This window comes from Streptomyces sp. NPDC043176 (genome assembly GCF_056436715.1).
Map to the genome: position 1 here is coordinate 14,937 of NZ_JBWKCA010000030.1, position 14,257 is coordinate 29,193.

General features: G+C 75.1%; 10 protein-coding genes. 5 read left to right on the forward strand and 5 right to left on the reverse strand.

All coding sequences use genetic code 11. The annotated features are described in order from the left end of the window. Window positions 1-81: 81 nt before the first annotated feature. Entirely contained in the window at window positions 82-1,710 is a 1,629-nt protein-coding gene (locus AC067A_RS33245; protein WP_479246825.1) for a TerD family protein, read from the forward strand. On the opposite strand, the gene AC067A_RS33250 is transcribed toward AC067A_RS33245, so the two are convergent. Beyond that, a complete protein-coding gene (locus AC067A_RS33250) occupies window positions 1,703-2,848 on the reverse strand; it encodes an alkene reductase (protein WP_479246757.1) in 1,146 nt (381 codons plus the stop codon). The two genes, AC067A_RS33245 and AC067A_RS33250, sit on opposite strands and share 8 nt — an antisense overlap. Before the next feature lie 141 nt (window positions 2,849-2,989). On the opposite strand from AC067A_RS33250, the gene AC067A_RS33255 reads away from it, so the two are divergent. After that, on the forward strand, window positions 2,990-6,532 hold the full coding sequence (locus tag AC067A_RS33255) for an AfsR/SARP family transcriptional regulator (protein WP_479246759.1): 3,543 nt from the start codon (window positions 2,990-2,992) through the stop codon (window positions 6,530-6,532). Further along, window positions 6,529-7,017 carry a hypothetical protein gene (locus AC067A_RS33260; protein ID WP_479246762.1) on the forward strand — a complete coding sequence of 163 codons (489 nt, stop codon included), beginning with the start codon at window positions 6,529-6,531 and terminating at the stop codon, window positions 7,015-7,017. The genes AC067A_RS33255 and AC067A_RS33260 overlap by 4 nt, the downstream gene beginning before the upstream one ends. Window positions 7,018-7,029: 12 nt before the next feature. On the opposite strand, the gene AC067A_RS33265 is transcribed toward AC067A_RS33260, so the two are convergent. Next, the gene (locus AC067A_RS33265) at window positions 7,030-7,281 is read right to left on the reverse strand and encodes an EF-hand domain-containing protein (protein ID WP_479246763.1); all 252 of its coding nucleotides are present in this window, start codon (window positions 7,279-7,281) and stop codon (window positions 7,030-7,032) included. Window positions 7,282-7,554: 273 nt separating this feature from the next. On the opposite strand from AC067A_RS33265, the gene recQ reads away from it, so the two are divergent. Then, window positions 7,555-9,624, forward strand: coding sequence for a DNA helicase RecQ (recQ, locus tag AC067A_RS33270; protein ID WP_479246765.1), 2,070 nt, complete (start codon window positions 7,555-7,557; stop codon window positions 9,622-9,624). Window positions 9,625-9,720: 96 nt separating this feature from the next. Here recQ and AC067A_RS33275 read toward each other — a convergent pair whose 3' ends face one another. Continuing rightward, window positions 9,721-11,187: a YhgE/Pip domain-containing protein gene (locus AC067A_RS33275; RefSeq protein ID WP_479246767.1), complete on the reverse strand. Its 1,467-nt coding sequence runs from the start codon at window positions 11,185-11,187 to the stop codon at window positions 9,721-9,723. A 593-nt stretch (window positions 11,188-11,780) separates the two neighbouring features. Then, complete coding sequence (locus AC067A_RS33280; RefSeq protein ID WP_479246768.1) at window positions 11,781-12,242, reverse strand: GreA/GreB family elongation factor; 462 nt, start codon at window positions 12,240-12,242, stop codon at window positions 11,781-11,783. 237 nt (window positions 12,243-12,479) lie between these two features. On the opposite strand from AC067A_RS33280, the gene AC067A_RS33285 reads away from it, so the two are divergent. Further along, window positions 12,480-13,136, forward strand: coding sequence for a maltokinase N-terminal cap-like domain-containing protein (locus AC067A_RS33285; protein WP_479246769.1), 657 nt, complete (start codon window positions 12,480-12,482; stop codon window positions 13,134-13,136). Window positions 13,137-13,177: 41 nt separating this feature from the next. Here AC067A_RS33285 and AC067A_RS33290 read toward each other — a convergent pair whose 3' ends face one another. Further along, window positions 13,178-14,257: a trypsin-like serine peptidase gene (locus AC067A_RS33290; protein WP_479246771.1), complete on the reverse strand. Its 1,080-nt coding sequence runs from the start codon at window positions 14,255-14,257 to the stop codon at window positions 13,178-13,180.

The following is a 14,257-nucleotide window of genomic DNA, read 5'->3' on the forward strand; positions in this document are numbered from 1 at the left end:
CGGCCGCCCGCCGCTGCAAGATCGTTCCGTGAACGACGAGGGTGGGACCACGAGGGGAAGGACCGGTACGTCGTGGGGGAGATGACCAAGGGCGGCAACGGCTACGTGCCGACCGTGCCGCTGCGGATCGCCGTACACGGCGGCCTGGACGCGATGGCGTTGCTGCTCACCGAGGGCGGCGTGGTCCGGGGGGACGGGGACGTCGTCTTCCACGGCGCGCCCGTGCACCCGTCGGGCGCCGTCCGGCTCACGGCGGCGGGCGGCGGGACGGCCTGGCTGGACATCGGCCTCACGGCCGTCGAGGAGCGGATCACCCGCGTCCTGGTGATCGGTTCGACCGACACCGGCGTCCTCCGGGACGTCGCCGGCCTCGCGGTCGAGGCCTTCGCGCCCGACGGCACGTCCGTCGCGCGCTACGACGTGACGGACGCCGCCGGCGAGACCGCGATGGTGATCGCCGAGCTGTACCGGCGCGCCGGCGGCTGGAAGTTCCGGGCCGTCGGCCAGGGATACGCGAACGGCCTCGCCGGCCTCGCCACCGACCACGGCGTGGACGTGGCGGACCCGGCCCCCGGCCGTACGGCCTCCGGCACCGGCGCGTCGCCCACGCCGAGCGCGTCCCCGGGCCCGGCTCCGGCGATGTCCACCCCGCCGGGACCGGGTGCCACGCCGGTCGCGGCTCCCGCTCCGGTTCCTGCCCCGCCGCCCGCGTCGGGGTTCACGACTCAGCCCGCCGCTCCCGCCCCGGCCCCGGCTCCCGCTCCGCCGCCCGCCTCGGGCTTCACCGCTCCGCCCGCGCCGGGATTCGGGCCCCCGGCCGCGCCGGGTTTCGCGCCCCCGCCGACTCCGGCGATTCCATCCGCTCCCGCTCCCGCGCCGGGGTTCGCGCCCCCGCCCGCCTTCGGTCCGCCGCCGGCGCAGGGCTTCGGATCACCGCAGGACCCGGGCCCCGCGGCCTCGAAGGCGCCGGGCCTCATTCCGCCGGCAGTTCCGGCGCCCCAGGGGTTCGCGCCTCCGGCGGCGCCCGCGGCGGCCACGCCGGGGACGCAGGTTCCGCCGGTCGGTCCGGCCGGTCCCGCCGCCCCGGGAGGGCCGGGCCTGTGGTCGTACGGACCCGTCTTCGAGCCGTACACGCAGACCGGCCGGGACAACGACGTGATCACGGTCGACGGGCTCCCGCCGGGGCCGGTCGTCGTCCGGCTCGACGTCGAGGGCGACGGGTACACGGGGCTCTCGGTCCTCAACTGGCGCAACAAGGAGACGGACAACCTCGTCAACAGCACCGAGGACGACTTCCGGGGACGGGTGCTCGCCACGGTGCCCAAGAACGGGACCCTGCGGATGCGGCTGGAGGCGGAGGGGCCGTGGCGGGTGGAGGTGTCGCCGCTGGCGGCCGCCCCTCGCCTGACGGAGGAGGAGGCCGACTTCCGCGGCCCCGAGGTGCTGCTGCACACGGGGGGAGTGGCGGACCTCGCCATCCACTACCGGGGAGTCGAGAACCTCATCGTCAACGTCTTCGAGCTCTACGGGCACGACGACCACACCGCCCTGCCCGAGGACGACAACGTGGTCAACGAGATCGGCAAGCGCCGTGAGACCGTCCCGCTGCCCGAGGGGCCGCTCGTGGTGCAGTTCGAGATGGCGGACGGCCCGTGGCGGGCCCATCTGAAGCGGGTGCAGCCGCCGACCCGGCAGGGGCGTTTCAGGTGAGCGTCGGGTAGTCGGTGTAGCCGGTCTCGCCGCCCACGTACATCAGATGGGCGTCGCGGATCGGATTGAGGGGCGCGCCGGCGCGCATCCGGGCGACCAGGTCGGGATTGGCGAGGAAGGAGCGGCCGAGGGAGACCAGGTCCGCGCCGGCCGCGAGGAGGCGCTCGCCGGCGCCGCGCCCGCCGTCGGCGGGCAGGGGGCCGGGCCAGGGCAGGGCCGGGTTCGCGACGAGCGTGCCCGGCCAGGCCGCGCGGAGCGTGTGGAACAGCGGCTGGCCGGGGTCGGCGAACACGACGTGCAGATAGGCGAGGCCCAGGTCGCGCAGGGCTTCGAGGAGCGCCGGGTAGACCGCCTCGACGTCGTCCTCCGTCATGCCGTTGGCGGTGACGCCGGGGGCGATGCGCACCCCCACCCGCTCGGGGCCGATCGCCTCGGCGACCGCGCGGACGACCTCCACCGTGAAGCGGATGCGGTGCGCGACGGGACCGCCGTAGCCGTCGGTACGCCGGTTGGTGGCGCCGGACAGGAACTGGTGCAGCAGGTAGCCGTTGGCGGAGTGCACCTCGACCCCGGCGAAACCGGCCTCCACCGCCCGGCGCGCGGCCTCGGCGAAGTCGGCGACCGTCGAGTCGATCTGAGCCCTCGTCATCTCCTGTGGCACCACGGCCTCCTGGTGCCCGGAGGGGGTGAAGACCGTGCCGGGGAGCGGGACCGGCGACGGGGCCAGCGGATGGAGGCCGGTGGTCTCCGGGTGCCCGACCCTTCCGCCGTGCTGCAACTGCAGGAACATCTGCCCGCCGGCCTCCCGCACCGCCTCCGTCACCCGCCGCCACCCGGCCACGTGCGTGTCGTCGTGGATCGCGGGGATGTTGGGGTACGTCGCACCCACCGCGTTGGGCGTCGCGGCCTCCGCGATGATCAGCCCGGCCGAGGCGCGCTGTGCGTAGTACGTGGCCATGATCGGCTCCGGAACGCCGGTCGCGCCCGCCCGGTTCCGCGTCATCGGCGCCATGACCAGCCGGTTCCTCAGCCGCAGCGCGCCGAGGCGGGCCGGCTGGAACAACGGGGAGGCCTCGTGGACCCCGAGGTTGGTCCCGGGCGTGATGGCAGTGGCGGTCGTGGTCGTGGTCGTGGTCATGGTCGTGCTCCCTCGTCCTGGTTCCCGTCGGGGCGGCGAGCCCCGCTGGACCGAAGGTCGCGCAGGCCGCTTCGGGAACGCTGACGGTCCGCTGACGGTCCACCGAGGGCGGGACGATCATGGATGTGTAGGGTTTCTGCCATGAGGTTCGGGGTGCTCGGTCCGGTGGCGGTGTGGGACGCCGACGGCGCACCGCTGCGGGTGCCCGAGACCAAGGTGCGGGCGCTCCTCGCCGACCTCCTCGCGCACGAGGGACGTCCGGTCTCGACGGACCGCCTCGTCGACGACATCTGGGGGGACGCCGTCCCGGGCAACCCCGCCAACGCGCTGCAGGCCAAGGTCTCCCAGCTCCGCCGCGTCATCGGCCGCGACCGCGTCTCCCACCAGCCCGCCGGGTACCGGCTGCGCCTCGACGACAGCGCGACCGAGGTCGACGCGGAGCGCTTCCGCGCGCTCGCGGCCCGGGCCCGCCTCGTCGCCGCACCGCGCGACAGGGCGGCCCTGTTCGCGGAGGCCCTGGAGCTGTGGCGCGGGCCCGCCTACGCGGATTTCGCCGACGAGGAGTTCGCGCGCCCCACGGCCCGACGCCTCGCCGAGGAGCGGCTCGTCGTCGTCGAGGAACAGGCCGAGGCGCGGCTGGGGTTCGGCGACCCCTCCCTGCTCGGCGAGACGGCCGGGCTCGTCGCCCGCCACCCGTTGCGCGAGCGGCTGCGCGCCGTGCGGATGCGGGCCCTGTACGCCGCCGGCCGGCAGAGCGAGGCGGTCGCCGCGTACACCGAACTCCGCACCCTGCTCGCCGACGAACTGGGCCTCGACCCGAGCCCCGGACTCGGGGCGCTGTACGAGGCGATCCTGCGGCAGGACCCGGGGCTCGACCCGTCCCCCGAGCCCGCGGGGTCCGTCGCCGTCGTACGGTCCTCGGCCGGCGCCACCGACCAGGGGCCGGCCGCCGCCGCGGGCCGTACGAGCCCGGAGCGGCCCCGCCCGGTGCCGGAAACCGCGCTCGCCGGGCCCGCCCCGGAGGCGTACGCCAGGGACTCGTACGCCCGGGGCGCGTACGCCTGCGAGGCCTCCGTCTCCTCCGGTCCTGGTCCCCGTCGTCCGCGTCTGCCCGTTCCGACGACGGCGCTGGTCGGGCGGGAGGAGGCCCTGGAGGGGGTCGGCCGGCTCCTCGGGGCCGGACGGCTGGTGACCCTGACCGGGCCGGGCGGGGTGGGCAAGACCCGGCTCGCCCTGGCCGTCGCCGCACGGCTCGCGGTGGACCCGGACGGCGGGACGCCGGACGGCGTGTGGTTCGTCGAGTTCGGCGGACTGCCCGCGGAGACGGCGGGAGCCGCCGATCTCGTCCAGACGGTGGCCGTGGCGCTCGGCGTACGCGACTCGACGTCCCCGGGACGGGGCGCGGCCGACCCGGCGGAGGCCCTCCTCGCGGCGCTGGGGGAGCGTGAGGCCCTGCTCGTCCTGGACAACTGCGAGCACGTGATCGAGCCCGCCGCCGAGCTGGTCGCCTCGCTCCTGCACACCGCTCCGGGGCTGCGCGTGCTCGCCACGAGCCGGGAGTCGCTGCGGCTGCCCGGCGAGGCGGTCTACGCCGTCCAACCCCTCGGGCCCGACGCCGCCGCCCGGCTCTTCACCGAACGGGCCGTGGCGGCGGCGCCCGGCTTCACGCCCGAAGCCGAGGACGAGGGCGGGCACGGGGACGGGCCGGGGGCCGGGCTCGGAACCACCCGGGACGCCGTCGCGGAGATATGCCGAAGGCTCGACGGCCTCCCCCTCGCCCTGGAACTCGCCGCGACACGCGTACGTGCCTTAGGGGTAAGGGAGTTGGCGGCGCGCCTCGGCGACCGGTTCCGGCTCCTCGCGTCGGGACGGCGGGGACTGCCGGCCCGGCAGCAGACCCTGCGGGCGGTCATCGACTGGAGCTGGGACCTGCTCGACCCGTCGGAACAGGCCGTGCTGCGCCGACTGGCCGTCCCCGCCGGAAGCTGCTCGCTGGAGGCCGCGGAGACGGTGTGCGCGGGCGACGGCACAGCCCGCGAGGACGTGCTCGACCTGATCGGCAGCCTGGTCGACCGCTCCCTCGTCATGACGGTCGAGACCGCCGACGGGCCGCGCTACCGACTGCTCGAATCGGTCGCCGCCTACGCCCGCGACCGGCTCCACGAGGCGCGGGAGTGGGACGGCACGGCGGCTCGCCACGTCCGCTACCACCGCGACCTGGCCGAGCGCACCGAAGCCCGGCTCCGCGGAGCCGGGCAGCGCGCCGGGCTCGCCCGCCTGGACGCCGAGTCCGCCAACACGCGCGCGGCCCTCGACCACGCCCTGCGCACCGGCGACCCCACGAGCGCCGAGCGACTGGCCACGGCCCTGTGCCCGTGGTGGCTGCTGCGCGGCCGCCTGCACGAGGCGCGACGCACGCTCGCCGCCGTCCTGGAGACCGCCCCCGGCCAAGGATCGGCCGAACTACGTCTGCTGCACGGGGCGTTCCTCATGCTGACCGGTGGCCACGCGCCGGACACGGACTGCCCCGAAGCGGACATCGCCGACCCCGTGCGCCACGGCCGCGCGCTCTGGCTGTACGCGTACGGCCTGTACCACGCGGGCGACCCGGCGGCGGCCGCCCGCGTCAACGCCCGTGCCTCCGAACGGTTCACCGCGACCGCCGATCCGTGGGGCGTTGCCGCCACCCGGGTGCTGCGCGCCCACACCGCGTTCGCCGAGGGCGACCTGCGCACCGCACGCGGCGAAGCCCTCGGCGGAGCCCGGGCCTTCCGGGAACTCGGCGACGGCTGGGGCGAGTTGCAGGCCGTTCCCGTCCTCGCCGCGCTCGCCGAGGTCGAGGACGACCACGCCGCCGCCACGGCCCGGCAGACCGAAGGCCTGCGGCTCGCCGAAGGCCTCGGACTGGCCGCGGAGGTCTCCGCCCGCCTCGCCGGCCTCGGACGGCTCGCGCTCCTCGCCGGAGAGTGGGAGGAGGCCCGCGTCCTGCACGAGCGCGCCCGGCGTGCGGCCGCCGAGCAGGGGCACATGTTCGGCGAGGTGTTCGCGCTCATGGGCCTCGCCCTCGGGGCGCGCCGCTCGGGCGACCTCGACGCCGCCGAGGACCATCTGCGGACCCTGCGCGACCGCTACCCGTCGTCGACCGCCGGAAAGCACCTGATCCACGTGGAGCTCGGCTTCGCCGCCGAACTCCGCGGCCGGCCCGAACGGGCCGCCGCGTACCAGGCACAAGGCCTCGCCTTCGCCCGGGAACTCGACGAGCCCCGCGCCCTCGCGCTCTCCTTCGAGGGGACCGCGGGCGCCGCCGCGGCCACGGGCACCATCCCCGGCCTCACCCGGGCCGCGCTCCTCCTCGGCGCCGCCGACGCCGCCCGCCGGAGCACCGGCGCCCCCCTCCCCGAGGCCGAGCGGACCGACGTGGACCGCATCGCCGCCGACGCCCGGGCGGGCCTCGGCGACTCCTCGTACGCGATCGCGTTCCGCGAGGGCGCCGCCCTGCCCCTCACGGAAGCGATACGCACGGCGGCGTCGGGGGACGTCCACAGGGCCGCGTCGGGAGGCGTACGCACGGCGGCGTCGGGGGACGTCCACAAGGCCGCGTCGGGGGACGCCCTCACTGAGGCGTCGGGGGACGTGCGCACCGCGGAGCCCGGGCACGCGGACACGATCGGCCGGGTCCCGTGAACGCCGCGGTCCGGCTCGCGGCGGGAGCCGGCGAGCGGGCGATCAGGGCCGGCGTCACCGTGGTCCCGGCCGTACGGGACGCCCTGACGTGCCCGCTGTCGCACGAGGAGATCGCGCGGATCGCGGTACGGGCCGAGACGGCGTCCGACTGCCTCATGTTCGACGGGAGCACGGTGCTGTTCGCCCAGCGCCAGGGCGAGGCCATCGAGGACTTCGGCCGCCGCATGCCGGCGGTGCGAATCCTCGGCTTCGGCTCGCGGCCCGAGGACGCGGGCGGGGGCGTCGACCCCCTGGCCCTGCCGGCCGCCGCGTACGACAGCACGGAACGGGCCCGCTTCGCCGGGCTCCGGGCGATGCCGCGCGAGGCCGTCCGCGCCGGGGACGCCGCACTCCTCGGCGCGGCCGCCTCCGCCGGCACCGCCCTCGCGCACGGCCAGGCCCCCGCCCTCACGCCCGTGACGGCCGCCGTGGCGACGGCCGCCTGACCGTCGCGCGCCTCACCAGCCGAAGCGGCGGTCCACCAGGGTGGCGAACTCCTGCAGGCTGAGGACGCGGTCGCCGTTCTGGTCGGCCTCGTCGAACAGCGCCGAGGCGGCGTCGTCGTCCCCTACGCCCCAGACCGGGATGACGCCCCGCGCGGCGAGCGTCGGGCCCTTGGCCCGGAGTGCGCTGATGACCTCGGCCCGCGTCAGGGCGCCGTCCTGATCGAGGTCGAGCGCGTCGAAGAGGATCCGGGCCTTGTCGCTCATCGCATGTCCTGTCCGCTGCCGGCTGGTCGCGTTCCCCGGGCCGTACGTGGCCCGTGGGCGTCGGATCGGCCGACGCGTGCCGCACGGAAGGACGCCGGGACGGCCCGGGAGGTTGCCGGGACGGCCTGTGAGGTTGCCGGGACGGCCCGGGAGGTTGCCCGCGGAAGCCGGTCCAGGCGGGTCGGCCGGTCCCGGCGGCGACCGCGGGCGGGGTTGTCCACAGGTTGCGGCGGACGGGACCGGAGTGTCGGCGGGGGCGGATAGGCTTCGGGGATGGTCCTTTCCGACGAATCCATCGAGATCTCCGACGCCGCACGGGTGCTCCAGCGCGTCTTCGGATACAGCTCCTTCCGGGGCGAGCAGCAGGAGATCATCGAGCAGGTCGTCGGTGGCGGCGACGCGCTCGTCCTGATGCCGACCGGCGGCGGCAAGTCCCTCTGCTACCAGATCCCCGCCCTGGTCAGAGACGGCACGGGCGTGGTGATCTCGCCCCTCATCGCGCTGATGCAGGACCAGGTGGACGCGCTCAGGGCGCTCGGGGTGCGGGCCGGCTTCCTCAACTCGACGCAGGACCCGTACGAGCGGCAGGCCGTCGAGCAGGCCTTCGTCGCCGACGAGTTGGACCTGCTCTACCTCGCTCCCGAGCGGCTGCGGACCGAGGGGACCCAGCGGCTGCTCGACCGGGGCAAGGTGTCGCTCTTCGCGATCGACGAGGCGCACTGCGTCGCCCAGTGGGGCCACGACTTCCGGCCCGACTACCTCGCCCTCTCCATGCTGCACGAGCGCTGGCCGAAGGTGCCGCGGATCGCGCTGACCGCCACGGCGACGGAGGCCACCCACGCCGAGATCGCGGCGCGTCTGGGGCTGGAGGAAGCCCGGCACTTCGTGGCGGGCTTCGACCGGCCGAACATCCAGTACCGCATCGTCCCCAAGAACAACCCGTTCAAGCAGCTGCTCGACCTGATCAGGACCGAGCACGCCGGGGACGCCGGCGTCGTCTACTGCCTCTCGCGGGCCTCGGTGGAGAAGACCGCGGCCGCCCTCGTGGAGCACGGCATCGACGCCGTGCCGTACCACGCCGGCATGGACGCCCGCACGCGGGCGGCCAACCAGGCCCGCTTCCTGCGGGAGGACGGCGTCGTCGTGGTCGCCACGATCGCCTTCGGCATGGGCATCGACAAGCCGGACGTGCGCTTCGTGGCCCACCTGGACCTGCCGAAGTCCGTCGAGGGCTACTACCAGGAGACCGGCCGCGCGGGCCGCGACGGAGAACCGGCCACGGCGTGGCTGGCGTACGGCCTGCAGGACGTGGTCCAGCAGCGCAAGCTCATCGAGGGCTCCGAGGGCGACGAGCAGCACCGCCGGGCGCTCGGCATGCACCTGGACGCCATGCTCGCGCTCTGCGAGACGGTCGACTGCCGCCGGGTCCGGCTCCTCGCGTACTTCGGGCAGTCCGGCACGCCGTGCGGCAACTGCGACACCTGCCTGACGCCCGCCGAGTCCTGGGACGGGACGGTCGCCGCCCAGAAGCTGCTGTCGACCGTGTGGCGGCTGGCCAAGGAAAGGCGCCAGAAGTTCGGGGCCGGCCAGATCATCGACATCCTCCAGGGCAAGAAGACCGCCAAGGTCATCCAGTTCGACCACGACGCGCTGTCGGTCTTCGGCGTCGGGTCCGACCTCGGCACCGCCGAGTGGCGCGGGGTCGTCCGCCAGCTCCTCGCACAGGGACTGCTCGCGGTGGAGGGCGACTACGGGACGCTCGTCCTCACCGACCGGAGCGGCGAGGTCCTCGGCGGCCGCCTCTCCGTCTCCCTGCGCAAGGAGAAGGCGCCCGCCGCACCGGCTCGCAAGGAGCCCGGGGCACGCTCGGGCAAGGGGGCCCGCGTGCCGGTCGACCTGCCGGCCGCCGCCGTCCCGGTGTTCGAGGCCCTCCGCGCCTGGCGGGCCGCGACCGCGCGCGAGCAGGGCGTACCGGCGTACGTCGTCTTCCACGACGCGACCCTCCGCGAGATCGCCACCCTCTTCCCCGGCACGGTCGAGGAGCTCGGCACCGTCGGCGGCGTCGGCGAGGCCAAGCTCACCAAGTACGCCGACGGAGTCCTGGCCGCCCTGGCCGAGTGCGAGGCCCCGGCAGCCGACCCGGCGGCGCCCGCCCCGGCCGCCGCCGGTCAGGACTCCGCACCGACCGCGCCCGCAGCGCCCGCAGCGCCCGCCGGGTCCTCCGGGTCCTCCGGGTCCTCCGAGGCGCCCGCTCCGGTGGCGCGGTCCTCCGCGCCGTACGACGACGAGCCGCCGCTCTTCGGCGAGGACGAGACCGAGCCGCCCTGGGACGAATGGGAGTAGCGGGCACCACCGCGTGGCCGGGAGCGTCTTGGCCGTAAGCCGCCCGGTCGTAAGCCGCCCGGTCGTAAGCCGCCCGGCCGCAAGCCGGGCGGGCGGTCAGACCGGCTGCGGGGTCAGACGGGCGAGACCCCTGCGGTCGTAGTAGCGGGTCATGGCGAAGCCGAAGAGCAGGGCGGCCGCCGTGCCGATCGCGATCATGATCCAGCCCCGGGCGAGGCCGGCGTCGGCCTGCGCGTCGAAGTAGAGGATCGCCCGGACACCGGCGCTGAGCTGGTGCATCGGCTCGAAGACGCCGAGGAAACGGTAGAAGCCGGGGGTGGCCTCCAGGGGGACGGTCGCACCGGAGGAAGGGAGGGCCAGGGCGATGAAGACGAACATGGAGACGAGCTGCCCGATGCCCCCGAAGGCGGCGTTGATGGCCTGGACGCCGAGACCGACGGCGACCGTCGCGCAGTAGGAGAAGAGCCACAGCATCGGCAGGTGCGAGGCGTCCATGTCCAGGATCCCGATCGTCGCCACCATCACGAGCGTCGTGGTCAGGACCGAGATGCCCGCCGTCATGACCATCTTCACCATGAGGGTCCGGGTGCGGTCGACGGGCACGGTCGGCCGGCGGGTGTGCCAGGGGCCGAGCTCGCTGTCGGCGTATCCGAGGGCGGTGTCGACGCCGGTGTTGACCAGGTTCCCGCCGATGAAGCCGCCGAGGACGAGCAGCAGGGTGTAGTAGAAGGCGGTCAGGCCCAGGCCGCTGTGCCGTCCGATCGGATGGCCGACGCGGGTGGTGACCTCCACCGGGTCGGCCAGCAGCAGGCGCGTCGTGGGGACGGAGGTGGTGGCCGCGAGCTGCTTGCCGATGGTCAGGGAGGCCTGGTGAGCGGCGTTCTGGTTGATCTGGGCGGTGAGGGAGGAGCCCAGGCTGCCGAGACCGGGGTTGGTGAGCACGGTGAGCGTCGGCCGTACCGTCGCCCGGTTCGTGGTCAGGGCGGCGACGGACGCCGTGAAGTCCTCGGGGACGACCAGCGCGCCGAAGACCTTCCCGGAGGCGAGCGCGTCCTGGGCCTCCGCGCGGTCGAGCAGGCGCCAGTCCACGCTCTCCTTCCCCTGCGAGGCCGAGACGATCGCGTCGGTGATCTGCTTCCCGAGGGTCTCCCGCTGCCCCGGCAGCGGGCGTCCCCGGTCCTCGTCGACGAGGGCGACGGGCAGCCGGTGCAGCTGGTCGCCCGGGTTGAGGATGCCACCCATGTAGAGGAGCGAGAGCAGCAGCGCCACCAGTGCGCTCAGCAGCGTCGGGACGAGCCAGAGCGCGGGGCGCCGCAGCAGCGTCCCGGCCCGGACGCCGATGCCCTGCCCGCCTTGCCGGCCCGGGCCGCCCGGGCCGCCCGGGCCGCCCGGGCCGCCCGAGCCGGTCGAGCCGTCGGGGCTGTCCGGGCCGGTCGGGTCGTTCGGACTGTCCGGGCCGGTCGGGTTGTTCGGGTCGTCCGGGGCGTCCGAGGTGCTCCGGTCGTTCGAACCGTTCGGGGTGCTCGGGTCGTCCGGGGGCTGCGGGGGGATCGCGGAGGTCATAAGGCCATCGTCGACGGGGCGGAGCCCCGAGCCGGGAAAGCGGACCATCCGGGCGGGACGGGCGTGTCGCAACCCTCCGCGGGCTCGCCCCCCCCGCAGGGTCGCCACTCTCCGTTCGGCGACATGCTGAACAGGTTCTTCGGCATGTCACCGGCGTCGTCGCCCCCGGCGGTGCAGAGCGTCCCCATCGGGCGGCTCATGACGGAGTCGTCGTACGAACTTCTCGACACACCCACGTGGAAGGCGGTGAAGGACGGCGAGGACGTCCGGAAGGCGAGCGGCGAGATCATCGTCTTCATCGACGAGCTCCACACGGTCGTCGGCGCGGGCGCGACGGGCGAGGGCGCGAGGGACGCGGGCCACACGCTCAAGCCCGCCCGACCTCCTGGACGACTCGCTCCACTGCACCGTCCGCGAGGGCGAACCCCGCGCCGGGGACGGCTCCGACGCCTGACTCCGGTGCCGGGGGCGTCGTGCCGTGCCGTGCCGCGTACGGGACCGCCGCCCAGCGGGATCGCGCCGCGCGCGGCGAACAGCGCGCACACACCAGCCGGGAGACGACGACGCCGAGGACGGAGCCTCCCGCAGGGCGGTCAGCCGAGCGAGAGCACGACCGCCGTGGTCCGCCCCGCGGGCGTCGCGTACGTCACGGTGTCACCGGCGCGGTGGCCCATGAGCGCCCGGCCGAGCGGACTGTCCGCCGTCACCAGCGCAGGGTCGTCGGCGTCGGCGAGCTCGCCGACGTGCAGGGCGGACTCCGTGCCGTCCGAGAAGCGCACCGTCACGGAGCTGCCGACGCCGACGGACACGGCGTCCGGAGCTCCGGCGGCGGATCCCTCGCGAAGCCGGCCGTCGATCTCGGCGATGCGGTCGTCGAGCCGGTCGAGCTCGTCCGCGCGCCGCAACTCGTCGGCCTGGTCCGCCTGGTCGCCGACCTCGTCGTGGGGCCCGCCGAGGGTGGCGGCCACGGTCTCGCGCTCGGTGCGCAGATCGGCGAGCTGCTGCCGGAGCGCCTCACGGGCCGCGGCGCTGATGGGTTCGGGTCCACCGGTCATTGCTGCTCCCGTTCAGGGGCGGCACGAAGACGTGCCGAACAAAAGTGATGAAAAGGACATGGCGAGACTAACAGTGGATCGCGGCACCGGGGCGGGGCGGGCCGCCACCCGCGCCGGTGCGTCACGCCTCCCGGGCTCCGGCCTCGCCGGTTGCCCCCGGGGCGCGTCCGGCGGATCATGGCCGGGGTCGCGCCCTGATCCGCCGGACAGGTCCTGGTCGAGAGGAAGAAGCCCACGATGGCCGTCATCCACCACACGACGATGCAGCCCACCAAGCTGGAGCTGCTGACCGAGTGGCTGCCCACCCGAGCCTGGTACACCGCGGGCGACGGCGGGCCGCGGCCGGCCAGGGCGGGCGGATTCCGGCTCGACGACCCGGCGGGCGAGGTCGGCATCGAGTTCATGGCCGTCGCCGACGGCACCGGGGACGACGTCGTCGTCCACCTGGTCCCCATGACCTACCGCGGGGCCCCGCTGGAAGGCGCCGAACACGCCCTCATCGGCACCTCCGAGCACGGTGTCCTCGGCACGCGCTGGATCTACGACGGCACCCACGACCCGGTCCTCGTAGCCCAGTTGTACGCCCTGATCGCCGGCCGCGCCGTCGCACAGGACCAGTCCGTCGACGACACCCCCGACCCCACCGTCACCGCCACGCTCACCGAGGCAGCCGACGCCGCCGAACTGGTGCGGGTCACCGACGGCCCCGACCGCACCGACATCGTCGTACGGACCCCCGGCGCCCCCACCCCCGCCGAACCGACCCTCCGCCTCCGGCGCGTCCTGCGCCCCGGCCCCGACGACGCCCAGGCCGCCGGCCGCCTCACCGCCGAGTGGCGGCTCCCGGACGGAACCACCGCCCGCGGCACGTTCGCCGACGTCCTCGCCCCTTAGGGCCTGTCCGAGTGGACCCGACGGGAATTGTCAGACAGGTCCTAGACCCAGTTGACCTCGGCCGCCGCCAGCAGTGGGTCGTCCACCATCTCCCACAGCGGGACCGCGAAGTTGCCCGTGCGGTAGCGGCCGCCGAAGTGGAGGCCGAGGACGCGGTGGTCGGTCAGGTCGAAGACCGGGGAGCCGCTGTTGCCGCCGAGGGTGGAGCAGTCGTGCTTCATCACCAGGCCGCCCGGGGTGAACTCGGTGGCGGCGCCCGGCTGGAGGCGCTTGACGTTGTAGACGTCCATGAAGATCCGGCGCATCGACTCGGGCTCGTTGCGCCGGCCGTCCCAGGCCGGATACCCCACCACGTAGACCGGGCGGCCCGGCACGCTCGCCGGGGCGTCCGCCGCCACCGCGAGCGGACTGGGCAGGGCGCCGTCGGCGGACGGCTCGATCCGCAGCAGGGCCATGTCGACGTCGGGGTGGATGCCGACGACCTCGACGACCTCGTAAGGGACCGTGGCCGCGTCCGGCACGCCGTCGACGGGCAGCTCCTCGGCCGGATCGACCCGCGCCGACATGCCGTACTCGAACGTCCACCGGCCGTTGCCGTCCTCCAGCCGGCTGAACTCCACGGCCACGTGGCGGTTGGTCATGACCGTGCGCGGCCCCACCAGGAACGCCGTGCCGATCCAGTCGAGCCGGGGGTGCCCCGAGACCTCGACCCGGCCCACCCGCAGGAGGGACTCGCGGATCGCGGCCCGGTGCCCGTCGAGCACCGACCACTCGTCCCGCTGCGGGGCGAAGTCCTGCCGCTGCACCAGGATCGCGGGACGGCCCTCCAGGAGGACGATCGCCTCCACCCCGAACGACTCGTCCGGCTCCAGCTCGTCCCCGCGGTGCGCCGCCAGCTTCTCCAGGCCGCTGACCCCGGCCTCCAGGACGCGGGCCCGCTCCTCACGGGCGAAGCGCGAGATCTCCGCCGCCGGCGCCACCTCGGCGGGGAGTTCCTGCGCGGACTCGGCGATCTCCGCCTCCAGGCCGGCGCGCACGCGCTCCGCGACCTCCCGCAGATCGCCGAAGATCCGCTCGGTGGCCGTCGCGACCGGTGACACGCTGCTCGGTCCGTTCGCCAT

Bases quoted from the DNA above. Each gene is read 5' to 3' on its own strand.
- AC067A_RS33245 (WP_479246825.1), top strand. From the start codon at position 82: ATGACCAAGGGCGGCAACGGCTACGTGCCGACCGTGCCGCTGCGGATC.
- AC067A_RS33250 (WP_479246757.1), bottom strand. From the start codon at position 2,848: ATGACCACGACCACGACCACGACCGCCACTGCCATCACGCCCGGGACC.
- AC067A_RS33255 (WP_479246759.1), top strand. From the start codon at position 2,990: ATGAGGTTCGGGGTGCTCGGTCCGGTGGCGGTGTGGGACGCCGACGGC.
- AC067A_RS33265 (WP_479246763.1), bottom strand. From the start codon at position 7,281: ATGAGCGACAAGGCCCGGATCCTCTTCGACGCGCTCGACCTCGATCAG.
- recQ (WP_479246765.1), top strand. From the start codon at position 7,555: ATGGTCCTTTCCGACGAATCCATCGAGATCTCCGACGCCGCACGGGTG.
- AC067A_RS33275 (WP_479246767.1), bottom strand. From the start codon at position 11,187: ATGACCTCCGCGATCCCCCCGCAGCCCCCGGACGACCCGAGCACCCCG.
- AC067A_RS33280 (WP_479246768.1), bottom strand. From the start codon at position 12,242: ATGACCGGTGGACCCGAACCCATCAGCGCCGCGGCCCGTGAGGCGCTC.
- AC067A_RS33285 (WP_479246769.1), top strand. From the start codon at position 12,480: ATGGCCGTCATCCACCACACGACGATGCAGCCCACCAAGCTGGAGCTG.
- AC067A_RS33290 (WP_479246771.1), bottom strand. From the start codon at position 14,257: ATGGCGAACGGACCGAGCAGCGTGTCACCGGTCGCGACGGCCACCGAG.